We start from the raw sequence: 22,239 nt of genomic DNA, 5'->3' as shown, positions 1-22,239 counted from the left end.
GCTCAGTTCGCGACGCAGGCGAACAGCACCGGGTCGACCGGCGATTCCGAGCCGCCCGCGTACTGGCCGGCGATCCGCAGCCCGGCTTCGGCGAACAGGTCGCGGTACTGGTCGACGGTGCGCTCCCGCCCGCCGACGGTCACCAGCATGCGCAGGTCCAGCGCGGTCATCGCGAACCGGTTCGCCGGCGTCACCGGAGCCTGCATGACCAGCACCGTGCCGTGCGATCCGGCCGCATCCGCGCATCGGCGCAGCAGTGCGACCGCGCGCTCGTGCGGCTCCTGGTGGACGATCAGCGAGAGCAGGTAGGTGTCCGCCCCTTCCGGCAACGGGTCGAAGTAGCTGCCCGGCGCGCCGCTCACCCGGTCGCCCAGCCCCGCTTCGCCGAGCGATTGTTCCGCCCTGGCCACGATTTCCGGCAGGTCGACGAGCGTCGCCCGCAAGTGCCCGAAGGCCAGCAGCAGCCGCCGCAGCACCGCGCCGTGCCCGCATCCGACGTCCACCACCTGTTTCGCCGACGCCCAGTCGAACCCGCCGGTCACCGTCGGCTCCGACCACGCGCCGAACATCTCGTGCAGATGCTCGAAGCCGGTCACCAGTTCCGGGTGCGCGACCGTGTCCGTCCACAGCGGAGCGCCGAAGGTCTTCTGGTACCCCGGTTCCCCGGTGCGCACCGAGTGCAGCAGGTTGGCGCAGGAAGAATCGCTGCGCCCGACGAAGGTTTCCAGGTCGAGGGTGGCCCGCAGCCCGGCCGGGTGGTCCTCGCGCAGGACGGCGCCCGCCGCGGTGACCCGGTAGGAATCGCCGTCGGCGGCGAACAGGCCCGCCACGCAAAGGTGGTCCAGCAGTCGCGCGAGCGCGGCGGGATCGGCCCCGGCCGATTCGGCGAGCGCGGCGGCGTCGCGGGAGCCGGCACCGATCAGATCGGCGAGGCGCAGGGTCGCCGCGCAGCGGACAGCGAACGGCGTGACCACGTCGGTCAGCGCGGGGAAATTCACCGCCGGGGCCTCCTCGGATCCGGCGGCGCTGTGCTCGGTGGTCGACATGACACCTCGGTTTCGGCGCGGGAAAACGGGAACTGGCAAGCGAAAGAGCGCGGACCAGGAGAGGCCAGCGTATCGGCGCGGCTGCCCGACTGGGGACAATCAGCAGTTGCACACCGCGCGGTTTTCCGGGGACGGGCGGGTGTTCTACCTTCAGCACCGGTTGTTTGCCGCGGTTCGCGTCCGGCCGCGCCCCTGCAGAGGAAGCGGAAACTCCATGACCTCAGTGCACACGTCCCCGGCCGGTGTCTCGGCCCCGCCCGGGCCGGCCGCGTCGAAATTCGGCCAGACCCGCAATTTCGTCCGGGACCCGATCGATTATCTCGACGGCCTGCACCGCCAGTTCGGCGACATCTTCACGGTGACGCTCGTCGGCATGCCGCCGATCGTCTACGTGGCTAACCCCGAGCTGGCCCGGCAAGTCTTCGCGACCGACCGCAGCGTCGGCGAGGCGGGCAAGACCCGGGCGGATTTCCTGCAGCGCATGGTCGGGGACAACTCGATCCTGGTCGAGGACGGCGAAAGCTGGCTGCGTCACCGGAAACTGCTCGGGTCCGCCTTCCACGCGCGCTACCTGCAGCGCTACCGCGAGCAGATCGCCGAGATCGCCGCGGCGGAGGTGGCGCGGTGGACCCTGGAACAGGAACTGGTGCTGCGGCCCCGGATGCAGGTGATCGCGCTGGACGTGCTCCTGCGCGTGGTGTTCGGCATCCACGACCTGGAGCGGGTCGCGCAGCTGCGCGAGATGCTGCCCCGGCTCACCGCGGCCGCGGCGCGGATGGAGACCGTCGCGTTCGTGCTGTCCCGCGCGGCCTGGACCGGCCTGGAATCGATGCTGCGCAAGATCCCCGGCAGCGCGGCCGCGCGGTTCGCGGTGGCCAGGGCCGACGTCGACCGGATCCTCTACGACGAGATCGAGCGGCGGCGGGCCGCCCCGGACATCGCCGAGCGCACCGACCTGATGTCGCAGCTGCTGCGCGCGTCCGACGACGACGGCGAGAAGATGACCGACCTCGAACTGCGCGACGGGCTGATGACGTTGCTGGAGGCGGGATACGAGACCACCGCGACCGCGATGGCGTGGGTGTTCGAACGGCTGGTGCGCCATCCGCGGGTGCACGACCGGCTCGTCGAGGAGGTCGACAAGGACGACAAGTACCTGGAAGCGGTGATCAACGAAACGCTGCGCACCCGCCCGATCGTCCCGGTGATGCCGCGGGCGCTGTCGGGCGATCTGGAGCTGGCCGGCTATCACATCCCGGCCGGCTGGTGGGTGGCGCCGTCGGTGCCGCTGCTGCACGGGCGCGAGGCGTCGTTCGACGACCCGGAGGTGTTCCGCCCGGAACGGTTCCTGGACACCGACCTGCCGCGCGGGACGTTCCTGCCCTTCGGCGGCGGACGGCGGCACTGCCTTGGCGCGCAGTTCGCGATGCTGGAGATGAAGGCGGTGATCCCCGAGGTGATCAAGCGGGTCCGGCTGCGCACGCGGGCCGGCGCGCCGCCCGAGCAGCAGCGCGGCTCGCACGTGCTGCTGACGCCGTCCGAAGGGTGCTTGGTGATTCCCGGAAAACGGTGACCACGCGAGGAAAAAGGGGACCTGCGCGGGCAGGTCCCCTTTTTCGCGGCCGGGTCAGCGCAGCGCGGCGGTCAGCTTCGCGGCCGGCGCGTCCGGCGCGGCGAGCATCCCCTCGGCGAGCACGCGATACGAGCGCAGCAGCCCGCGCACCCACTCGCGGTCGAGCTGGTTGCGGTCGTAGGAGAGCCGGACGTCGAACCGGTCCTCGCGGGGGATCACGGTGAGGTTGAGCCCGAACCGGCTCAGGCCGTGGTCCGGGCGGAACGTGCCGATGCGCAGCCCGGTGCCGGAATCGATCGGCGACCACGAACCGGGCTTGCGGTCCGGCAGCATCTGGAAGACCACCTCGTTGACCCGTCCCGGTGTCCGCTGCAGCCGCGACATCGGCAGCATCTGGCAGGGCACCGCCTGGTGGGTGGTGGCGTCGAGCACGGTGCGGCGGGTCGTGCCGAGCAGGTCGGCGAACGGCCGGTCCGGATCGACTTTCGCGCGCAGCACCAGCATGTTCGCGAAGAACCCGACGGTCGAGGTCACCTCGCGGCGGGTCCGGTTGGCGAAGAACGACGCCACCGCGAGGTCGTCCTGCCCGGTTTCGTGGTTGAGCAGCAGGTAGTACAGCGCGAGCAGCACCGAGAACAGCGTGTGCCGCCTCCGCTGCGAAAACTCGCGCAGCCCGCCGGCGGTTTCGGCGGACAGCGAAAGGGTTTCCAGCCCGGGGGAGGGCCGGGGCGAGCCCTCCGGGGCCAGCCACGGCAGCGGAGCCAGCCGCATGCCGTCGAGCTGTTCGCACCAGAAATCCTGGTGTGCGCGCAGTTTCCCGGATTTCTCCTGGCCGGCCTGCCAGGTCGTGAAGTCGGAGTACTGCCACGGCGGAGCATCCGGGCGGCGGCCGCCCAGCAGCGCGATCAGGTCGGCGATCACGATGCCGCAGGACCACGCGTCGGAGACGAGGTGATGCATGTTCACGCACACCACGTGGTCTTCGCGGCCCAGCCGCCACCAGCTGGTGCGCACCGGCTCGCGCCCGGGGTCGAGGCCGGCCGCCTGTTCGGCGCGCAGCAGCGCGCGCATCTCCTCCTCGCCGCCGGAAACGTCCACAACCGACAGTGCGGCGCGGCCGCCGCGGTCGTCGTGCACGTGCTGCAGGAGGTTCCGGCCGTCGCGGGAAAGCGTGGTGCGCAAGGCGTCGTGCCGGCGCACCAGGTCCGCGAGCGCCCCGCGCAGGAGGTCTTCGGAAAGCCTTCCGGAAATCCGGAAGGTGGCGGGGCAGTTGACCGAGGAAGTCTCGGAACGGTAATGCTCGAGAAACCACACCAGCCGCTGGCCGATCGAGGCCGGGAAATGCGCAGTGCCCATTTCCCGGAGTCTAGCCGGAGCGTGCGGCGATTCCGGCGAAGTCGTTGCCCGCCAACCTGAACGCTTCATCGGCGGCCCGCGCGGTGGTACTGATGAGCTATGTCTGATGCCACGCCGGCCGGCCGGCGCACTTCCGTCCTCGTAGTCGGTGCCGGCTACGCCGGACTCACCACCGCGCTCTTCCTCGCCTGGCGGGGAATCCGGGTCACGCTCGTCGAGCGCCATCCCGACACCTCGGTCCAGCCGAAAGCGTTCGGGATCGTGCACCGCAGCATGGAACTGCTCCGCCAGATCCCCGGCCTGGCGGAGCGGATCGCGGCCGCGAACGTGCTCGACTTCGCCGCCGAGGCCACCATCACCATCGGGCGCGACCTGCGCGACGAGAACCAGGTCGAGCTGCTCGTCGGCGGCGACGACGTGATGAAGGAACTGGCGTCGATGACGCCCGCCGCGTTCGGCGCGCTGCCCCAGTCGAAGATCGAATCCGTGCTGCGCGCGACTGCCGAGGAGCAGGGCGCCGAGCTGCTTTTCGGCCACCGCCTCGAATCCTTCGAACAGGACGCCGACCAGGTGCGCGCGCGGGTGCGGGACCTGGGCTCGGGCGAGGAGTTCGCCGTCGAGGCCGACTACCTCGTCGCGGCCGACGGCTGGCAGGCCCCGGTGCGCGAGCAGCTGGGGATCGGCACGCACGGGCTCGGCGAGCTGTGGCGGTGCCGCACCATCCTGTTCAACGCCGATCTCGACGACCTGCTGGCCGGGCGCAAGGCGCTGCTGACCTACCTGCAGAACGAGCACTTCTCCGGCCTGTACTCGTATCTGGAGAACGCGATCGAGGTCTTCGGCGTCTCCGGCGCGCACCTGCTGGGCGTGAACTACTACCCGGAGCGAGGCGACCGCGACGAGGACTTCACCGACGAGCGCTGCGTCGAGCTGATCCGCGTCGCGACCGCGACGCCGGAGCTGGAGGTGGAGATCACCGACCAGTCGACGTTCGTGATCGCGCACCGGGTGGCCGACGAGATGCGCCGCGGCCGGGTGTTCCTGGCCGGCGACGCCGCGCACGTGATGCCGCAGACCGGCGGGCTCGGCGGCGCGACCGCGCTGCAGGACGGCCACGACCTCGCCTGGCGGCTCGCCGCGGTGCTGCACGGGCACGCCGGTCCGGCGCTCCTCGACGGGTACGCCGCGGAACGGCAGGAGATCGGCGAGTCCACCGCGGACCGCCAGCTCGCCCGGCTGGCCGACCGGATGGCCCCGCACCTGCAGGGCAAGTACCCGTTCCCGCCGGAGGTCCCGGCGCAGTGGGAGCACCTGGGCTACCGGGTCGCCTCGGCCGCGGTGCCCGGCGCGGAACGCGGGCGCCAGACGCTGCTGGAGGACCCGGCGACAGCGACCGCGGAGCCGGGCAGCCGGGCCCCGCACGTGCTCGTGGACAAGGACGGCACGCGGATGTCCGTGCTGGACCTGACGGGGCGCGGGCACGTGCTGTTCGTCGGCTCGCCCGGTTCCGGCTGGCTCGCCGCGGCCAAGGAGGCCGCCCGGACGCTGGACGTGCCGCTGCCCGCTTACAGCCTCGGCGGGGACCTGACCGACGACACCGGGAGCATGCTGCGGCGCTACCGGCTCGAGCCCGGGGCCGCGGTGCTGGTGCGCCCGGACGGGTATGTCGCGTGGCGGGCGGACGAGGAGTCCGCGGACGCCGCGGCGGAGTTCGGCCGGGCATTGGCGACAGTGCTGGCCAGGACCGCCGCGGGCTGAGGAGGGCGCGACGTGGTGCGGATGGTCATCGTCGGCGCCGGGATCGCCGGTCTGTCCGCGGCGTTGTTCGCGGCCCGGCGCGGGCACGAGGTGGTGCTCGTGGAGCGCGACGCGGCGCGGCCCGAGGGCGGCGCGGACGAGGTGTTCGCGTCGTGGCGGCGGCCCGGGGTGCCGCAGTTCCGGCATTCGCACAAGTTCCTCGGCCGCGCGGTGGGCGTGCTGCTGGAAGAGGAACCGGCGCTCGTCGCCGAACTGCTGGCCGCGGGGGTCCGCAAGACGCCGGTGAACCGGTTCGACGCGGGCCGCGGCGAACCGGCGGAGTACGCGCTCGCCGCGCGCCGCCCGGTGTTCGAGGCGGTGCTGCGGCGGGCCGTCGAGCGCCGGTCGGGCGTGGAACTCGTGCTGGGGCGCCGGGTGACCGGCCTGCGGGCCGACCGGAGCGGCGAGTCGGTGCTGGTGCGCGGCGTCGAACTGGACGACGGCCGGCGGCTGGGGAGCGATCTGGTGGTGGACGCCTCCGGGCGGCGCTCGCCGGTGCTGCGCCGGATGCTCCGCGCGCGGCTGCCGCCGCCGGAAACGCAGCACTGCGGATTCGTGTACCTGAGCCGGCACTACCGGCTCAGCCCCGGACGCGAGCTGCCGCCGATGGACCGGCCGCTGGCGTTGCACCTCGGTTACGCCGCGGCACTGGTCTTCCCCGGGGACAACGACACGTTCTCCCTGTCGCTGACCTTCGCCACCGAAGACCGGCTGCGGCACGCGTTGCGCGATCCGCGGGTGTGGGACCGGTTCGTCGCCGCGGTGCCGCACACCGCGCGCTGGGCCGAACGGGGCGTGCCGCGCGGCGGCGTGGACGGCATGTCCGGCATCGACAACCGCTGGCAGCGGATGCCCGCCGCGGACGGCCCGGCGATCGGCGGGCTGGTTTCGATCGGCGACGCCGCGATCCAGACGAATCCCACCTACGGCCGCGGGGCCGCGATGGCGATGATGCACGCGCAGCACCTGGCGCGGAGCGCGGGGGAGGCCGAGGGCGATCCGGCGGGCTACGTCGCCGGGTTCGGCGCGTGGACCGAACGGCATCTCGGCGTGTGGTTCCGGGCGCAGCTGGCCGCGGACCGGACCGGCGTCGCCAGGATCGAGGCCGGGCTGCGCGGCGCCCGGCACGAGGACACGCGCGCTCCGTTCGCCCGGCTGATGGCGGGCATGGAGGCGATGGCGAGCGAGGACGAGGTCGTGGGGCGGGGGCTGGGCCGGATGGCGCATCTGCTGATCACCCCGGCCCAGCTGCTCTCGGACCGGGAAGTCGTCCGCCGGGTCACCCGCAGGCTGGGCGAGACGGCCGTGCCGGAACCGCGCGCGCAAGGGCCCAGCAGGGCGGAATTCGAATCGCTGGTCGCCTGCTGAGGGCGGCCGCCGGGAAGGACGGCAGCGTGCGCACTGACGAACCGGCGGGGTGCCCGTTCACCTCCGCCGCCGACGAGGACTTCGACCCGTTCAGCGGCGCCTACCACGAGGACCCGGCGGAGGCGCTCGCCGCGGCGCGCGCGGACCGGCCGGTGTTCTACAGCCCGCGCATCGACCACTGGATCGTGACCCGCTACGCCGACGTGCAGCGCGTTTTCGCCGACGCGGCGACGTTTTCCGCGGCCAACGCGATGGACTCGATCCGGCCGCCGGGCCGGCGCGCGCTGCGGGCGCTGGTGCGGCACCGGTTCGCCGGAGCCCCGGTGCTGGCGGTGGAGGACGAGCCAGGGCACCGACGGCGCCGCCGCGCGCTGGCGCGGCCGTTCACCCGGGCCCGGGTGAACGCGTGGGAACCGCGGATCCGGGCGCTCGCCGCCGGGCACATCGACCGGTTCGCCGAGCGCGGGCACGCCGACCTGATGGCGGAGCTGCTGTGGCCGGTGCCCTCGCACGTGATCCTGGCGTTCATGGGGATTCCCGCCGAGGACATCCCGGCGGTGCACGAGTTCTCCGTGTCGCAGGCCCGGTTCACCTGGGGCGAGCCCACCGAGGAGGAACAGGAGCGGTCGGCGGACGCGCTGGGCCGGTACTGGGAGTACACCGGGGGATTCGTGGCCCGGCTGCGCGAACAGCGCTTTCCTCCGGGCTGGATCGGCCACGCGGTGCGCGCCCAGCGGCGCGACCCCGAGCTGTTCTCCGACAACTACCTGCGGTCCCTGGTGCTCAACGGATCGACCGCGGCGCACGAAACGACCGCCGGCGCCGCCGCGCACGCGGTGCGCGAACTGGCGTCCCGTCCCGGCCTCTGGGCCGCCGTGGCCACGGACCCGCGGCTGGCCGCCCGCGCGGTGGAAGAAACGCTGCGCTACCGGCCGGCGGTGGTGTCCTGGCGGCACCGGGCCCGGCACGCCACGACACTCGGCGGGGCGGACCTGCCCGCCGGGGCGAACCTGCTGCTCGTCACGGCCTCGGCGAACCGCGACGAACGGGCCTTCGACCGTCCCGGCGCATTCGACCCGCACCGCTCCGGCGCCCGGCGGCACCTGACCTTCGGCGACGGCGACCACGTGTGCCTCGGCGCGCACCTCGCCCGGCTCCAGGTGCGCGTGCTCGTCGAGGAACTCGCCCGCCGCTTCCCGGACTTGCGCCTCGAACCGGCTGATGCGGCAGGCGACGTGCCCAACACGTCGTTCCGCACCCCGGCGCGGCTGCCCGCGCGGTGGCCGGTCGCACGCCCTGTCCCGGACCCGTCCGGGACTCTAAAATCGTTGCCATGACTGAGAAATCTTCCTTCTTCCCGTGTCTGCTCTACCGGGACGCCGCGGCCGCGATCGACTGGCTCAAGGAGACCTTCGGGTTCACCGAGAACTTCCGCGTGCCCGGCCCGGACGGCAGCGTCGTGCACGCCGAGCTGGGCTGGCGCGGCGACACCGTGATGGTCAACTCGGCGGGCGACGGGCCGCGGCTGGCGACCGAGATCGGCCAGGCGGGCACGTACCTGGTGGTCGACGACCCGGACGCGCACCACGCCCGCGCGGCGGCCGCGGGAGCGGAGATCGTGCGCGAGCTGAAAGACGAGGACTTCGGCGCGTCCCGCGGCTACGCCGCGCGGGACCCCGAGGGCAACGTGTGGGTGATCGGCACCTACCAGCCGGGCACGGTGCCGGTTCCGCCGCCTGCGTGACCGGTCGCCGGGCGGACCGGCTAGAGCCGGTCCGCCCGCTCCCGCACCGCGGTGCCGAGCATCTGCTGCCCGGCCGACGCCAGCAGCCTGCCCTCCCGTGTCCACACCGAGCCGCGGCCGTGGAACGTCCCGCGGTGCGCGGCGGTCCCGGTCGTTTCCACCAGCAGCCATTCGCTGTCCGAGCCGGATCCGTGGAACGCGACGTAGAGGTCGATGCTCGGGGCGAACAGCACCGTTTCCCGCTTGGGGAACGCGTTCATCACGGCGGGCCATTGCAGGCTGTCGAGCAGGATCACCGAGCGCCCGGCGTCGACCCAGCAGTCGTCGAAGCGCCGGCGCGGCTCGAACCGAGCCCAGCAGCGCACCCGGGGCTCGCCGTCCGCCCCGCCGGTGCGCCCGGAAATCTCGCGCAGGGTCACGTTCCGGTGCCAGGCCGGGACTCCGCGTCCTTCGGCGGCGAGATGGGTGCGCAGATCGGGCACGCCGTCCGGCCCGGGAGCCCGCGGGGCGGGCGTCCAGTCCGCGTTGGGCCCGGCCAGACCGGACTGCGCCGCCCAGACCAGCGCTTCCAGCACCGGTCGATCGGCTCCTTGCTCCATCCGCACTCGCACGGCGGTCGCGCGTCGCGACGCCCGCAGCACCTCCGTCCGCACGTGCACCGGCCCGAATCTCGGCCGGGCGAGGAACTGGCAGGACAGGCTGACCGGGAGCGCCTGCCCGGCGTGCGCGGCCGCCGCGCGCAAGGCGATCGCCGCGAGATAACCGCCGTTCGGGCCCATGAGGTCCCAGTCGCGGCTCAGCTCGGCCCGAAAGCGATGTTCGCCGGGTTCCGCGGGCAGTTCGGCGAGTGCGGTGTCCTCGGCCAGGTCTCCCACGCCGTCACTCCGTCGCCGCGGACGCCCGCTCGGCGGGCACCGCCTGGCCCGGCAGCAGGAAAGCCACGAGTGTTCCGGCGAGCAGCAGCGCGCAGCCCACGAGCATCGCCCGGGTGTACCCGGCGGTCAGTGTCTCGGCCGCCGGGCCGGTGCGGCCCGCCGTGGTGGTCGCGGCGACCGCGGTGAGCACGGCGAGTCCGAGCGCGCCGCCGAACTGGCGCGTGGTGGAGATGATCCCGGACGCCAGGCCCGCTTCCGCCGGCTCGATCCCGGACGTCGCCGCGGCGGTGACCGGCACCATCACCAGGCCCATCCCGAGCCCGATGGCGAGCGTGGGGCCGAGCAGGTCGGCCGCGAAGCCGCCGCCGGCGGGGCACTGGGCCAGCCACGCCGTCCCGGCCGTCGCGACCAGCCCGCCCGCGATGAGCAGCGGCTTCGGCCCCCGGGCGGGCAGCAGTTTGGTGGAGATCCCGGTGCCCGCGGCGATGGCGACCGACATGGGCAGGAAAGCGAGGCCGGCCCGCAGCGCGTCGTAGCCGAAGACCCGTTGCAGCAGCAGCGAAACGAAGTAGAACACGGCTACCGTGCCGGCGCCGCCGAGCGCGGCGAACAGGTTGGCCGGCCCGACGTTCCCGCGCCGGAAGATGCCCAGCGGAACGATCGGCCGCGGCGCCCGGGTTTCGGCGACCGCGAACGCCGCGAGCAGCAGCACGCCAGCCACGAGCGGGACGAACACCGCGGGCGCGCCCCACGAATGACCTTCGAGCTGGGTGACCCCGAGGATGACCGCCGCGAGCCCGGCGGTGACGGTGACCGCGCCGGCGAAGTCCGGCCTGCCCCGGTCGCGTCCGGGGACGAACTCGGTGAGCGACCCGAGGGCGAGCAGCAGGATGATCGCGCCGAGCGGCACGTTCACGAACAGCACCCATTGCCAGCCCGCCGCCTGGGTGAGCACGCCGCCGATCACCGAGCCGACCGCGCCGCCCGCGGCGGCGGTCGCGCTCCAGACGCCGATGGCCTTGGTGCGCCAGGCCGGATCGGCGAATCCGGTGGTGACCACAGTGAGCGTGGCCGGAGCGAGGACAGCGCCGCCGAGGCCCTGCACCGCCCGGGCGACGACCAGCCACGTGCCGTTCTGGGCGAAACCGCCGAAGAGGCTCGCCGCGATGAAGAGCACGAGCCCGCACAGGAACATCCGGCGGCGGCCGAACAGGTCGGCGAACCGGCCGCCGAGCAGGAGGAAACCGGCGAAGGCGACGGCATAGGCGTTGACCACCCACTGCAGGCCCGCCGGGCTGAGCCCGAGGCTGTCGCGCATGCTCGGCAATGCCACGTTCACGATGGACACGTCCAGCACGACCATCAGCTGGGCGAGGCACGCGACTGCGAGCACGGCGCCGTTGCGCGCGGGTTTCCCCGCGGGTGTCCGTCCGCTTTCGGCCATGACAGTCCCTCCAGAGGAGATCGGCTTGCCTTATAGTGGCGGCGGAACCGACGCCGCCGCAACGAACGACCGGGGGAATCGAGATGGCAGGCAACGACAATGCCGGATTCCGCGGGATCGGCCCGTACTTGTACTACGAGGACGCGGCGGCCGCGCTGGAATGGCTGGCCGAAGCGTTCGGATTCACCGAGGTCGCGCGGTACGCCGACGAGGGCGGCATCGTGCGCGAAGCCGAAATGCGAGCGGGCGACGCGCCGGTCTCCCTGCACGGCGCGGATCCGGGTTATTGGGCAGAACAGGGCGTGCCCGGTCCGGTGGGGCACATGTGCATTGTGTACGTCGACAATGTGGACGCGCAGTGGGAACGGATTCGCGCGGCCGGCGTCAACGGGGTCGCTCCGGAGGACAAGCCTTACGGCGCGCGGATCGCGATGGTCACCGATCCCGGCGGGCACCAATGGACGTTCTGGCAGCACCTGAGCGACACTGTCGAACTGGACGAGGGATGGAGCGAGATCAAGGCCGAGCGACCCGGGCTTTGAGCCGCTGGGCGGTCGCCGCCGAGAGCACGCGGAACCACGCTTCCGCGTGCGTGCACGCACGCGCGGAATCGTCCGCGATCGTCGCTTCGGCGCGCACTTGCCCCGCGTCGCGGGAGAGCACGGTGCCCCGCACGGAGTAACCGGAGCCGATGCGCAGAGGACGCCGGAAGTCCGTCGTCATCGAGGCCGCCACGGCGAAATCGCCCGTTTCGCTCACCACCGCCCAGGCCATCGCCTCGTTCAGCACTGCGAGCGCGATCCCGCCGTGCACGAAGGTCGGCGCGCCGGACTGGTTCTCGCCGAAGCTGAACCGGGCGTGCACGACCTTCGCGACGTCGTCGTAGTCGAAGGGGATGCGCAGCCCGGATTCGTTGGTGGGACTGCAGACGAAACAGTGGGTTTCCCGATGCGTCGTCCCGGTGAGCCTGTGCACGGTCATGGACGAGCCTCCCGCAGCAACCGTTTCTTGTCTGTTTTGTGCGCGCCGGTCATCGGAAGGCCGGCGACGACGTCAAGCCGGTCCGGCAGTTTGTACGCCGCCGCGCCCTGTTCGTGCAGGAAGGTACGCAGCTCTTCGAGTTTCGGCGGTGTCGCGGCGGGCACGACGAACGCGCGGATCCGTTCGCCGAGCACGGGGTCCGGTTCCGCGACCACCGCTGCCGCCGCCACCCCGGGGTGGCGTTCCAGCAGCGCTTCGAGCTCCTGCGCGCCGACCTTCTCGCCGCCGCGGTTGACGATGTCCTTGATCCGTCCCGTCACTTGCAGCTCACCGCGCGGGGTGAGCCGCACCAGGTCGCCGGTACGGAAGAATCCGTCCGGGGTGAACGATCGCGTGTTGTGCGCGTCGGCCCGGTAGTAGCCGCGCAACGTGCACGGACCGCGGTAGAGCAGTTCGCCCTCTTCGCCTGGTACGACAGCGTTTCCGTCGTCGTCGACCACCAGCAGCTCGTCCGCGGCGAACAGGGGAGTGCCCTGGGTGGTGGCGACGGTGGCGGCCGGGGCGCCGGGGCGAGTGCAGCACAGCACGCCCTCGGCCATCCCGAACCAGTGGGTGATCCGGCAGCCGGCATCGGTCATCTCCCGCGCGAGCTCCGGGCGCAACGCCGCGCCGCCGACCTCCAGCAGCACCTTCTTCAAATCGGCCCCGAACAGCGGGGCAAGCTCGAACCACACCGGCAGAAGTGCCGGCATGAGCGTCGTCAGCGTGACGCCTTCGGCCTCGATCAGCGGCAATGCGTCGTCGGGACTCGGCGTCGGACTGAGCACCACGCGTCCGCCCGCGCGCAGGGTGCCGAGCACGCCCGGACAGCCGAGCGCGGCGTTGTGCCCGGCGGGCAGCGCCGCGAGATACACGCTGTTTTCGCCCGCCGAAAGCACTTCGGCGCAGGCGCGCAGCTGACAGGCGTAATCGTCGTGGGTCCGGGGGATCAGCTTCGGCACATCGGTCGTGCCGCCGGACAACAGCAGGAACGCCACGTCTTCGCCGCGCGGCGAAGGCAGCGGCCGCGGCGGGGCAGAGATGTCGGCGAGCCGGCGGTACGCGCCCGGATCTCCGTCCGTCACGACGAATTCGAGGTCCGGGGCGTTCGCGCTGACCTCTCCGGCCAGTGTCCGGTAGTCGAATCCGCCGTGCTCGGCAGGCCCGAAATACGCGCGGGCGCCGGTGAGTTCGGCAAAGCAGCCGATTTCCAGTGCGCGGTGCGCGGGCAGCGCGAACACCGGCACGACGCCCAGTCGGAACAGCGCCAGCGCGACTTCGACGAACGCGACCGTGTTCGGCAGCTGCACGATGGCCCGGTCGCCGGGACGCAGGCCGAGTTCGGCGAGCCCGGCGGCGAGTTCGTCGGCTCGCCGGTCCAGTTCGGCATACCCGACGCGGCGGTCGCCGCTGACGACCGCGATCCTCGCGCCGTCGCGGCGTGCCCAGCCCCGCGCGAGGTCGGCCAGTGTCTCTCCGGTCCAGTAGCCCTCGGCGCGGTACCGGGCGGCGAATTCCGGCGGCCACGGCTGTGCTCCGGCCAGCATGGGCGGTCCCCTCCCGGTCAGCTTGCGGTGATCGACTGCGGAGGACCGGCAGTTGCACGCCCGGCCGTCGCGCCGGGCGCGGTCCGGCCGAGGAACCACAGGTGGATGCCGCTGACGGTGACGGTGCGGTCGAGATTCCAGCCGAGCGCGCGGTAGAAGCGGACATTGGCCTCGGTGTCGGTCTCGCCCCAGGACGCGCTGCCGTCGGCGTCCATGATGTCGATCAGCGCGCGCATCAGGGATTCGCCGATGCCGCGGCCCTGGAACCGCGGTTCGACGCCGACCGGTCCGACGTGCCAGTGCGGTGCGGCGAGGTCGTGCAGCACGTAGTGGGCGCGCACGTAGTCGCCGATCGCCGGATCGCCGGCGGCGGGCGCGGCCCCGGCGGTGATTTTCGCGGCGTCGCCGGGAAAAGTGGTGCCGATGCAGTGTCCCGGCGGACTCGCGGCAGCGGTGCCGACGAGGCAGCCGCGGTAGAACGCGCCGAGCTGCGGGGGCGCCTGCCGGTGGAAGAAGGCGGTCCACACCGCTTGCATCCCGGCCAGCCGGTCGAGCGGCTCCGCCCCGAACATCGCGTACGTAGTGGGGTTGTCGCGCATCGCGCGGGCGGTGAGCCCGGCGGCGGCGAGCCGTTCGGTCTTGCGCAGTTCGCGGATTTCGAGCCGGGGAAGGTCGTCCGGCGGCGGCGGTAGCTGAGGCACCCGGACACGGTAGAACCGTCCGCCGCAGGTGGGCCAGCACTGTGCAAACGGGGAAGACGTTCGCCCGCAACGGGATTCGAGCCGTTGACAGCTGGTGACCGGACTGTCACCGTTGCTGTTTGCCGACATCGGCGGAATGTTGCCAAATCACCGTCGGCGTTCTTGATCAAGAACCTCTCTGTCCCTTGTGAAAGGAGCTTGTCCCGCATGTTTCGCGATCCTCAGAAACATCTGCCCCTGCCGGTGAAAGCGGCCGGTCTGCTCGCCGCCGCGGCGGCCGCGGCCGTCCTCGGCTCCGTCCCCGCGTCGGCGGCCGGCCCCGCGGTTTCGGTGGCCCCGGCGACCGGCCTGGCGGACGGCCAGCAGGTCGCCGCCACCGGCACCGGCTTCCACCCCGACACGAACGCCTTCGTCGGCCAGTGCGCCACGGTCGACTCGAAGATCCTCTGCAACAACGACACACTGACTCAGGTGAAGTCCGACTCCTCCGGAACCGTGAAGCAGTCGCTCGCCGTGCACACCCAGTTCACCGGCACTGACCCGGAAACCGGCAGCCCGGTGAGCACCGTCGACTGCACCAAGGTCTCCTGCCGGATCGGCATAACCCAGGACCACCAGACCGGAGCCAGCGCAGTCATCTCGTTCACCTGACAATGACTGTGCGGCGCGGTCCCCGAACCGCGCCGCACAGCCCCGCTTCGCTGCCCGCGATCCCGAGCGCGGCACGGAACCGCTGCGCGCGAATCGGTACCAGGCCGCGGCAATCTCCGAATCGCGGTATCGGGTTCAGGAGCTGACGGGCGGCGGAGGACTCCGCGAGCCGGCTTGGGGACAGGTCCGGTTTGTGCTGTGCTGCTGCCTTTCGCCGCCGGGTCAGTCATTCAGATTCCGTCGTTTCGTTGTGCGTTCAGCAGGTGAACCGCAGTCCGGTTCCCAGATGTGTCAACGGTTCGGTCAGTCGCTGTTCCTCATCGGACAGGTGTATCCCCGACGAGTCCGGCAACGCCCGCGGCCGGTGCGGCGCCGAGCTGGGCGTGGGGCGAACTGGCGCAGCTGGGGCAGGTTGATGTCTTCTCCGGTGGAGCGCGCGAACCCGAGACGGCGGTAAGTGCCGAGCGTCCGGCCGGTTTGCCGCACCCGAGCTTGCGCAGCCGTGATCGCGGCCCGGTCGTCGTCGCCGTTCAGGTGCTCCGCCGGCCAACGGCGGCCGTCCCCTCTTCGATCGCTGGGGCGCGCAACCGAAAGCCCTCTGCCGCCTCGGGCACGGTGTGGCATCGCCAACGGGTTGAACCGCGACGGGATTCCGTGTCCCTCGGCGCGCATCGTCTCGCGGATGGGCGGCAGAGCAGCACGATCCGGTCAATTCTGGAGTGACGCGGTTCCGGCGCGCGTCGGCTGACCGGGTTGTCTGGTCGCGCAAGCTGGCCCGAGGACCGAAGGCGACGCACGCGTTTCGCGGGCGAGTCCGGTGCGGTCGCTGCAAGCGCAAGACGGAGGGAACGCCCAGGGACGCCCGGATGCTCGTTCCCGGATCACCCGAAGAACATCTACCTGCCGGAAGCGGTGTTGCTAGGGCCGTTGAACAGCTGTATCCACGACGCCTTCTCGGAGGATCAACGTGACACAACTGTGGACGCGATGCTGGGCGTCGCCGGTGAGGTGAACATCAACCCGCAACGCACGGCGGATGCTCAGCGGCGGCCGCCCAGGCCAAGACCCGGTTGGCGAGGCTTGCGCAGGCCATCGAGCCCGGTGCGGACCTGGAAGCGCGGATCGAACCGCTGAACCGCGCGAGGGAAGAACGCGCCGCGGCGGCAGAGGAGCTGGCGAGGACTCCGGCCGGTTCAGAGCTGGGGAGAGCGGATGTGGAAGCGCTGGCCGACTCACTGGCGGATGCGATCAGCGCGAGCCCGGCCCGGCTGCAAGAGCTGTACGTGGAAATCGACGTGGAGCTGGTCTATAACGCGAAAGAGCGGATGGTCGTTGTGACCATCCGTCCCCCGTGGGGTTAATGCGTGTGTCCGTGGGGCGAGTTGCACGCTACCGGCACGCCTCCAAATCGCCACTTGAACGGCGGAGATCTGCGGTGGGGTTCGTCCGGGCCTGACTGGCTGCGCGCGCGGGGGCTCTGACGCCGGGTAAGGGCCGTATCGGCATGTGGCGTTATCCAACCTGTGCGAGCACGCTGGCCGGTTCATTGGCGCGCGGCTGACGACTCTCTACCGCCAAGTCGACGCAGGTCGTGACTATGAGTTACATCACTGCTCGGTCGAAAGGTGCCTCAGCTGGTGAGGCGTTCATGTGGTTGACAGCCGGGAGACCCGTCCCCGTCGTGTCGGCCGCAGAACTGTCAGTGGTCGTCTCTAGAGTGGCGGGGTGACCGTGACCGCTTCTGTACCGACGATCAACTACGGCGAGATTTTCACTCGCCGCTGGGTTGTCGACGTGCTGCTCGACCTCGCCGGCTACACCGTCGATCGCGACCTCGGCTCGCTGCATCTGATCGAACCGTCGTGCGGATCCGGGGCGTTCCTCGGCCCGGCGGTCGAACGTCTGATCTCCTCGGCGCAAGCCCGAGGCCGAGACCTGGCGCTGCTCGGCGACGCCGTCCGTGCGTATGACTTGCAGCCGGAGCACGTGAAGACCGCTCGTCGCCTTTGCCGTGACTTGCTGGCGGCCGCAGGCGCGTCGAAGGGCACAGCTGACGGGCTCGCGAAGACCTGGGTGCGCCAGCAGGACTTCCTGCTGCCTGGCGTAGACGACTTGGCCGCGGATGTCGCCGTCGGCAACCCTCCGTATATCCGTTACGACGATCTGGACGTCAGCACGGCGGCCGAGTATCGCCGCGCCTGGAAAACGATGAAGGGCCGCGGAGACATCTACGTGGGCTTCTACGAGCGATGCCTCGCGATGCTGAAACCTGGCGGCCGGGTTGGCTTCATCTGTGCCGACCGCTGGATGCGGAACCAGTACGGCGGGGTCTTGCGGGACCTGGTGTCGTCCCGGTATTCGGTCCAGCACGTCTGGACTATGCATGACGTTGACGCGTTCGAGTCCGAAGTCTCAGCCTACCCGGCGATCACGGTGCTGGCCAATCACCCGCAGGGCACGGCGGTCGTAGCGGACACGACTGCTGCGTTCGGCGAGTCTTCGGCGCAGGCGCTGGTGAAGTGGTCGCGTGACGAATCTCTGACGCACTTCACCGACACTGGAGTTCGTGCCCACTGCCTCCCCCATTGGTTTCCGTCTGGTGAGATGTGGCCGACCGGTTCGCCGGCGCGCCTGGCCCTGATCGAACGGCTCAACGACGGCTTCGCTTCGCTGCACAACGCGGCCACCGGTACGCGCGTTTCCATTGGCATCGCCACTGGTGCCGACAAGGCATACGTCACAAAGGACGCTGACGCGGCGGAGGAGTCCCGAATGCTGCCGCTCGCGATGCGGCGAGACCTGATGTCGGGTTCGTTCGAGTGGCAGGGCAACTACCTGGTGAACCCGTGGGACGCTGAGGGCAACCTCGTCGATCTTGCCGACTACCCGCGTCTCGCCGCCCATCTGAGCGCGTACCCGGCGATCAAAGATCGATTCGTCGCGAAAAAAAACCCTGACAGTTGGCATCGCACCATCGATAAGGTGAACGCTTCAATCATCGGCAGGCCGAAGCTGCTGCTGCAGGATATGAAGGCGCGTATCCACCCGGTTCTGGAAAACGGTAGGCACTACCCGCACCACAACCTCTACTATGTCGTTTCGGACACGTGGGACATGGAGGTTCTGGGGGGGATCCTGCTGTCCCGGATCGCGCAGGCCTTCATCGAGGCGTACTGCGTGCGGATGCGCGGCGGAACCCTGCGGTTCCAAGCTCAGTACCTCAAGCGCATTCGCGTTCCTGACCCGGCCATGATCGACGCTGACGACGCTGATGAGCTGCGGCGGGCATTCAAAGCCCGCGACGTCACTTTGGCGACGACTGTTGCAGCGAAGGTCTATGGAATCGACCCCGCGAAGTACGAGCTCGACGAAGGTGGAGGCACCGATGTCGCCTGATGTTACGCCTCTTCTGGTTAACTGGTGGAAGGCTAAGAGTGCGGCAGTTGCGAAACTCGATGCTCAAGGTCGATCGGGCATCGGTGCCCAGGCTCGCGACGCCAAGCACATGCAATCGCTTGCTGTGTTCGTGCGTCAGATGTTCATAGACGCCGGCCTCAGTGAAGACGAAGTCACGACAGATACGGTGATCCCGGGCTACTTCCGGAGGTCGAAGAACTGGGATGTTGTGGCACTTCATAAGGGTCATCTGGTAGGCGTCGTGGAGCTTAAGTCTCAGGAGAATAGTCCAGGAAACAACGCGAATAATCGCATTGAGGAAGCCATTGGCAGTGTCGTTGATGCGAAAACCGTGCAGGATATTAGCGAGAACTTCGGTAAACTCGGAGTCTGGGCCGCATGGTGCATGACGTTCAATCGTGACTGCGAGCCCCGGCGTCGCAACGGAGTGCGGTCGAAGCATTTCCCTCTCGACCCTGAGTTCGTGCCATTTTCATATGCCAGTCAATATGGAAAAGCCATCGAGAGACTGATCGCTAGGAATCTTTATCAGGCGGGCTGGATGGTCAGAACATGGGTGAATGACGATGGCACTGTCGGCTACGACGAGCCGATTTCCACAGCCACAGCAGAAACGCTGGCGATGCAGATTGAATCGCGGGTCAAGTTCGCGGTCCAGGCTCTGCGGGACGAGTAGATGATCACCGCATAAGTGGCAATGGCTCGTTGAATGTGCTGGCCAAGTCGACACGCGGTCCATTGTCGAACTGGCAGCCCAGGGGTGGTGTCGGGATATGCGGGTGCCGGAGCTTGGGTAAGTTGAAAGCGTGGCCGCACGCTGACCGTTGCCCGGTTTTCAAGTCAAAAGTCTGCTAAATCGGATGCATGGAGGGTTGCTCGGTAGGTATTTGGTGTCTGTGCATGTCAGATCAGTGGCCAAAGGCTGCTACTCGGTCTGATCGTATAAGGTGGGCGCGTGCGGATCCCAGTGCTCCCTGAAGTGGTTCTCCTTCCGGTCAAGGGAGCAGTGGTGTCGAACGACTGCCGTCAGGGAGTCGATGAATCCAGAGTATCCGATGAGTTCTTGATCAAGCTCTTTGAAGCCGAATTCATGCACGTGGTTTCGATCTTTAAATTTCTTGGTCAAATACGAGCACGGAGTGCTTTCCTTGACGCTTTTCGTGGCATGCTCGTTTGGGCAGTACGGCCTTTTTGTTGCGATTGCCCACGTATTGTCGTAGACGCGTTCCTCTTTTAAGCGGCGGCACAGAATTCGAACTCGATCCTGATAAGATGTTTTGTTAAATATTTCGTCCTTGGGGTGGAGGATTCGATCCCGCTTCCCGCTGCTTTTTTCGTTTGATGCAGGATCGTCTTCTATGACGTAAACATAGCCGATCCATGGCATTTCGGGAAGTAGTCCATTCTTGACTGCCTTGGCTAGATCGGTTGCTGTACCGATGGCCTCTTCGGCTCTGTTGTTCGCGTTATTTCCGAAGGAGGGCCCCAGTTGGCTCTTGAGTTCGATCGCCACGATAGGTCGTTTGTTGGCTCGAACCACGACATCCCACATCTTGGTAGGCCGGTAGAAGCCTGGAAGGGTGAATCCGGGGGAGATGGAGCCGGGTGCCACGACACTGCTGTCGGTGACCTCTTTTGGGGCTTTGTAGTAGACGTTGGTCGGTGCTGCGCCGGCTGCGATACATGCGTTGGCAAGCATGTGAGCGACATGGTCGAGGTGCCCGCCTGCCGTGACGCCAGCTCGTTCGCCGGGTTCGGCCACGCCACGGCTGGTTTGCGCATCCCGCGCCTTGCTTCGCACTTCCCAGAAAGAACGCATCGCCGCTTCCACTTCAGCATGCTGCTCAGGTGTCATGCCGCGAACTACCCCCAAGGCCTATCGCTCGTGATTAGCGGACTCTACCGAAGATGCTGGCCCGAACCCGACCCGGCCGAGTTCGAAGGTGATCTGGTCGAGTCGGGCGTCGTGAGTGCGCGCGCGGTGCAAGCGCAGCGCGCGATGACGTGCTTGCGTGGTGACGGCCGGGAGCCGACGGATCAGCCACAGGGGCGGGATGGCCATGTCGGCTTGCTTCGACGCCGGGCGGTCGTCGTGGACAGTGGATTAACTTTTCGCGCCCTGCCTCGTGATGCTCCGACGCGACCTACGCCGATACCAGCTCTCGCAGCGGGCATGGACCGGCCGTGCTCTCGTGTCGTCGCCGCTCCCGGTCGTCGTGGGCGACCGCGGCTTGGTCAACCGGGCCGTGATGCCGTTCTCCCGGCAGATCTGTAGTCGTGTGACACGACAGGGGCCCGAGGCCAGCCGCAGCTGAGACGGTCCAGAACCCCGGGCCTCGCCACGCAGACTGTGTCCGCCTGTGCCGGTTCGGCCGGCCGCGGCACGTAGCCGCATGAACCGACGACTGGGCCTGACCCGTTTCGACGGACATCCAAGATCAGGGCTGACGCCCTGCGCAAGGACGTTCCATCATGGAGGCCATGGGCAGGAGGAAGCCTCGGCCTCGTCGTTCGTTCACGCCGGAGTTCAAGGCCGAGATCGTCGAGCTGTGCCAAGGGGCGACCGGTCTCGGCCAGATCGTGAAGNATCGTGAAGGACTTCGACCTGACCGAGACCGGCGTGCGCGAGTGAGTCAAACAGGCCGAACGCGACGCCGGGAGCCGCACCGGCGGCGGTCTGACCAGCGACGAACGGGCCGAACTGGCCCGGCTGCGGCGGGAGAACCGCCGCCTGTCGGAGGACGTGGAGATCCTCAGGCGAGCGACGGCTTTCTTCGCGAAGGAGACCCGGTGAACGCCGGCAGCGGCAACGTCAAACGTGCCGGCGAACTGCTCAAGCTCTCCCGAGCCGCCCACCGCGTAGCCACCCTCCCCAGCGCGAACGCGATGACGCGCAGCTGACCGAGGAGATCTTCGCGCTCCACGGCGAGCCGGGACGGTGCCTGCGGAACACCCCGGGTTCACGCTGGACTTCGCGCCCGCGGCCGGCGGCACTTCCGCAAGCGGATCGCCCGGCTCTCGCGCACCGCGGGCTTGGCGGGGCGGACCCCGAAACGGTGGCGGACCACAACCACACCCGGCCCCGCAGCGACCTTGCCCGCCGACCTCATCAAGCGTGATTTCTCCTGCACCGCAACAAGCATCGAGACCCGCTGGTGCGGGGACGACACCTACATCCCCGCCTGGGAAGGCTGGCCGCGGTCATCGACCTGGACTCCTGCCGGGCGGTCGGCTGCGCCACCGCGGATCACCTGCGCACCGAGCTGGTCGCCGACGCCCTGCGCACCGCCCTCGCCCAGCACCGCCCCGAACCCGGAGTGGTTTTCGGTCCGACCGCGGCTGCCAGTACACCTCCGCCCAGTTCAACGCGCTCGCCGACGAGCAAGGCGTACGGTTATCGGTGGGACGCAAGGGACAATGCCGGGACAACGCGGTCGCCGAATCGTTCTTCGCGATCAGCAAAGCCGAACTGCTCGACCGGCGGGACTGGCCCGCCCGCGCCGCCGCGCACAAAGCGGTCTTCGAGACATCGAAGGCTGCCTCAGCCCCGCCAGCAACGAAACAGCCACGCGTCACGTAGCCTGACCTGACCAGACCTCAGCGGCCCTGTCGGTCAAAGCGGGTCAACCCCAGTCCCGCTGGCGGGGCTGCAAGCCCTCCGGTGTGATCGAGCGGCCACTCTCGAAGGCCGCTCGGGACC

General features: G+C 69.6%; 19 protein-coding genes. 11 read left to right on the top strand and 8 right to left on the bottom strand.

All coding sequences use genetic code 11. The features are described 5' to 3' along the window. Window positions 1–2 precede the first annotated feature (2 nt). Window positions 3–1,046 (bottom strand): methyltransferase, encoded by a 1,044-nt coding sequence (locus A4R44_RS30230; protein ID WP_067588292.1) that lies wholly within the window; start codon window positions 1,044–1,046, stop codon window positions 3–5. Between the two features lie 214 nt (window positions 1,047–1,260). Between A4R44_RS30230 and A4R44_RS30225 the strand changes: the two genes are divergently transcribed. After that, window positions 1,261–2,619: a cytochrome P450 gene (locus A4R44_RS30225; protein ID WP_067588290.1), complete on the top strand. Its 1,359-nt coding sequence runs from the start codon at window positions 1,261–1,263 to the stop codon at window positions 2,617–2,619. Between the two features lie 54 nt (window positions 2,620–2,673). Here A4R44_RS30225 and A4R44_RS30220 read toward each other — a convergent pair whose 3' ends face one another. Next, window positions 2,674–3,975 (bottom strand): condensation domain-containing protein, encoded by a 1,302-nt coding sequence (locus tag A4R44_RS30220; protein WP_067588289.1) that lies wholly within the window; start codon window positions 3,973–3,975, stop codon window positions 2,674–2,676. Window positions 3,976–4,074: 99 nt separating this feature from the next. Between A4R44_RS30220 and A4R44_RS30215 the strand changes: the two genes are divergently transcribed. The 4 genes from A4R44_RS30215 to A4R44_RS30200 are packed head-to-tail and all read left to right on the top strand — an operon-like array spanning window position 4,075 to window position 8,884. Further along, window positions 4,075–5,733, top strand: a complete 1,659-nt coding sequence (locus tag A4R44_RS30215) for an FAD-dependent oxidoreductase (RefSeq protein ID WP_067588287.1) — start codon at window positions 4,075–4,077, stop codon at window positions 5,731–5,733. A 21-nt stretch (window positions 5,734–5,754) separates the two neighbouring features. After that, a complete protein-coding gene (locus A4R44_RS30210) occupies window positions 5,755–7,140 on the top strand; it encodes an NAD(P)/FAD-dependent oxidoreductase (protein ID WP_067588606.1) in 1,386 nt (461 codons plus the stop codon). 26 nt (window positions 7,141–7,166) lie between these two features. Continuing rightward, a complete protein-coding gene (locus A4R44_RS30205; protein WP_067588283.1) occupies window positions 7,167–8,477 on the top strand; it encodes a cytochrome P450 in 1,311 nt (436 codons plus the stop codon). Then, a complete protein-coding gene (locus A4R44_RS30200; protein WP_067588281.1) occupies window positions 8,474–8,884 on the top strand; it encodes a VOC family protein in 411 nt (136 codons plus the stop codon). Before A4R44_RS30205 ends, A4R44_RS30200 begins: the two co-directional genes overlap by 4 nt. 20 nt (window positions 8,885–8,904) lie before the next feature. Here A4R44_RS30200 and A4R44_RS30195 read toward each other — a convergent pair whose 3' ends face one another. Together A4R44_RS30195 and A4R44_RS30190 are read right to left on the bottom strand one after the other, a co-directional pair. After that, window positions 8,905–9,759, bottom strand: coding sequence for an acyl-CoA thioesterase II (locus A4R44_RS30195; RefSeq protein ID WP_067588278.1), 855 nt, complete (start codon window positions 9,757–9,759; stop codon window positions 8,905–8,907). Between the two features lie 4 nt (window positions 9,760–9,763). Beyond that, window positions 9,764–11,203, bottom strand: coding sequence for an MFS transporter (locus A4R44_RS30190; protein ID WP_067588277.1), 1,440 nt, complete (start codon window positions 11,201–11,203; stop codon window positions 9,764–9,766). Window positions 11,204–11,286: 83 nt separating this feature from the next. Between A4R44_RS30190 and A4R44_RS30185 the strand changes: the two genes are divergently transcribed. Beyond that, window positions 11,287–11,745: a glyoxalase/bleomycin resistance/extradiol dioxygenase family protein gene (locus A4R44_RS30185; protein WP_067588604.1), complete on the top strand. Its 459-nt coding sequence runs from the start codon at window positions 11,287–11,289 to the stop codon at window positions 11,743–11,745. Here A4R44_RS30185 and A4R44_RS30180 read toward each other — a convergent pair. Genes A4R44_RS30180 through A4R44_RS30170 form a run of 3 tightly spaced genes read right to left on the bottom strand, consistent with a single transcriptional unit; the run spans window position 11,720 to window position 14,471 of the window. Next, window positions 11,720–12,184: a PaaI family thioesterase gene (locus A4R44_RS30180; RefSeq protein ID WP_067588274.1), complete on the bottom strand. Its 465-nt coding sequence runs from the start codon at window positions 12,182–12,184 to the stop codon at window positions 11,720–11,722. The genes A4R44_RS30185 and A4R44_RS30180 overlap by 26 nt on opposite strands. Continuing rightward, window positions 12,181–13,770: a (2,3-dihydroxybenzoyl)adenylate synthase gene (locus A4R44_RS30175; RefSeq protein ID WP_067588269.1), complete on the bottom strand. Its 1,590-nt coding sequence runs from the start codon at window positions 13,768–13,770 to the stop codon at window positions 12,181–12,183. Before A4R44_RS30175 ends, A4R44_RS30180 begins: the two co-directional genes overlap by 4 nt. Window positions 13,771–13,787: 17 nt before the next feature. Next, the gene (locus A4R44_RS30170; RefSeq protein ID WP_067588267.1) at window positions 13,788–14,471 is read right to left on the bottom strand and encodes a GNAT family N-acetyltransferase; all 684 of its coding nucleotides are present in this window, start codon (window positions 14,469–14,471) and stop codon (window positions 13,788–13,790) included. Window positions 14,472–14,678: 207 nt separating this feature from the next. On the opposite strand from A4R44_RS30170, the gene A4R44_RS30165 reads away from it, so the two are divergent. The 4 genes from A4R44_RS30165 (at window position 14,679) to A4R44_RS30150 (ending at window position 19,215) form a co-directional block, all read left to right on the top strand. Next, the gene (locus A4R44_RS30165) at window positions 14,679–15,122 is read left to right on the top strand and encodes an enediyne antibiotic chromoprotein (protein WP_067588265.1); all 444 of its coding nucleotides are present in this window, start codon (window positions 14,679–14,681) and stop codon (window positions 15,120–15,122) included. Between the two features lie 1,070 nt (window positions 15,123–16,192). Then, complete coding sequence (locus A4R44_RS30160) at window positions 16,193–16,483, top strand: hypothetical protein (protein WP_067588263.1); 291 nt, start codon at window positions 16,193–16,195, stop codon at window positions 16,481–16,483. Between the two features lie 364 nt (window positions 16,484–16,847). Further along, the gene (locus tag A4R44_RS30155) at window positions 16,848–18,518 is read left to right on the top strand and encodes an Eco57I restriction-modification methylase domain-containing protein (protein ID WP_067588260.1); all 1,671 of its coding nucleotides are present in this window, start codon (window positions 16,848–16,850) and stop codon (window positions 18,516–18,518) included. After that, complete coding sequence (locus tag A4R44_RS30150; RefSeq protein WP_067588258.1) at window positions 18,508–19,215, top strand: PaeR7I family type II restriction endonuclease; 708 nt, start codon at window positions 18,508–18,510, stop codon at window positions 19,213–19,215. The genes A4R44_RS30155 and A4R44_RS30150 overlap by 11 nt, the downstream gene beginning before the upstream one ends. Before the next feature lie 249 nt (window positions 19,216–19,464). Here A4R44_RS30150 and A4R44_RS46375 read toward each other — a convergent pair whose 3' ends face one another. After that, window positions 19,465–20,394 carry a PaeR7I family type II restriction endonuclease gene (locus tag A4R44_RS46375; protein WP_095213711.1) on the bottom strand — a complete coding sequence of 310 codons (930 nt, stop codon included), beginning with the start codon at window positions 20,392–20,394 and terminating at the stop codon, window positions 19,465–19,467. Between the two features lie 1,545 nt (window positions 20,395–21,939). Between A4R44_RS46375 and A4R44_RS50950 the strand changes: the two genes are divergently transcribed. Then, the gene (locus tag A4R44_RS50950; RefSeq protein WP_067588255.1) at window positions 21,940–22,119 is read left to right on the top strand and encodes a hypothetical protein; all 180 of its coding nucleotides are present in this window, start codon (window positions 21,940–21,942) and stop codon (window positions 22,117–22,119) included. Window positions 22,120–22,239: the final 120 nt, after the last annotated feature.

Origin of the sequence: Amycolatopsis sp. M39 (assembly GCF_001651785.1) — a bacterium.
Taxonomy (GTDB): domain Bacteria; phylum Actinomycetota; class Actinomycetes; order Mycobacteriales; family Pseudonocardiaceae; genus Amycolatopsis; species Amycolatopsis rubida.
This window is presented reverse-complemented; position numbering and strand designations above follow the sequence as displayed.

Bases quoted from the DNA above. Each gene is read 5' to 3' on its own strand.
- A4R44_RS30150 (WP_067588258.1), top strand. From the start codon at position 18,508: ATGTCGCCTGATGTTACGCCTCTTCTGGTTAACTGGTGGAAGGCTAAG.
- A4R44_RS30165 (WP_067588265.1), top strand. From the start codon at position 14,679: ATGTTTCGCGATCCTCAGAAACATCTGCCCCTGCCGGTGAAAGCGGCC.
- A4R44_RS30175 (WP_067588269.1), bottom strand. From the start codon at position 13,770: ATGCTGGCCGGAGCACAGCCGTGGCCGCCGGAATTCGCCGCCCGGTAC.
- A4R44_RS30220 (WP_067588289.1), bottom strand. From the start codon at position 3,975: ATGGGCACTGCGCATTTCCCGGCCTCGATCGGCCAGCGGCTGGTGTGG.
- A4R44_RS30230 (WP_067588292.1), bottom strand. From the start codon at position 1,046: ATGTCGACCACCGAGCACAGCGCCGCCGGATCCGAGGAGGCCCCGGCG.
- A4R44_RS30185 (WP_067588604.1), top strand. From the start codon at position 11,287: ATGGCAGGCAACGACAATGCCGGATTCCGCGGGATCGGCCCGTACTTG.
- A4R44_RS30215 (WP_067588287.1), top strand. From the start codon at position 4,075: ATGTCTGATGCCACGCCGGCCGGCCGGCGCACTTCCGTCCTCGTAGTC.
- A4R44_RS30200 (WP_067588281.1), top strand. From the start codon at position 8,474: ATGACTGAGAAATCTTCCTTCTTCCCGTGTCTGCTCTACCGGGACGCC.
- A4R44_RS30225 (WP_067588290.1), top strand. From the start codon at position 1,261: ATGACCTCAGTGCACACGTCCCCGGCCGGTGTCTCGGCCCCGCCCGGG.
- A4R44_RS46375 (WP_095213711.1), bottom strand. From the start codon at position 20,394: ATGACACCTGAGCAGCATGCTGAAGTGGAAGCGGCGATGCGTTCTTTC.
- A4R44_RS30210 (WP_067588606.1), top strand. From the start codon at position 5,755: ATGGTCATCGTCGGCGCCGGGATCGCCGGTCTGTCCGCGGCGTTGTTC.
- A4R44_RS30190 (WP_067588277.1), bottom strand. From the start codon at position 11,203: ATGGCCGAAAGCGGACGGACACCCGCGGGGAAACCCGCGCGCAACGGC.
- A4R44_RS30180 (WP_067588274.1), bottom strand. From the start codon at position 12,184: ATGACCGTGCACAGGCTCACCGGGACGACGCATCGGGAAACCCACTGT.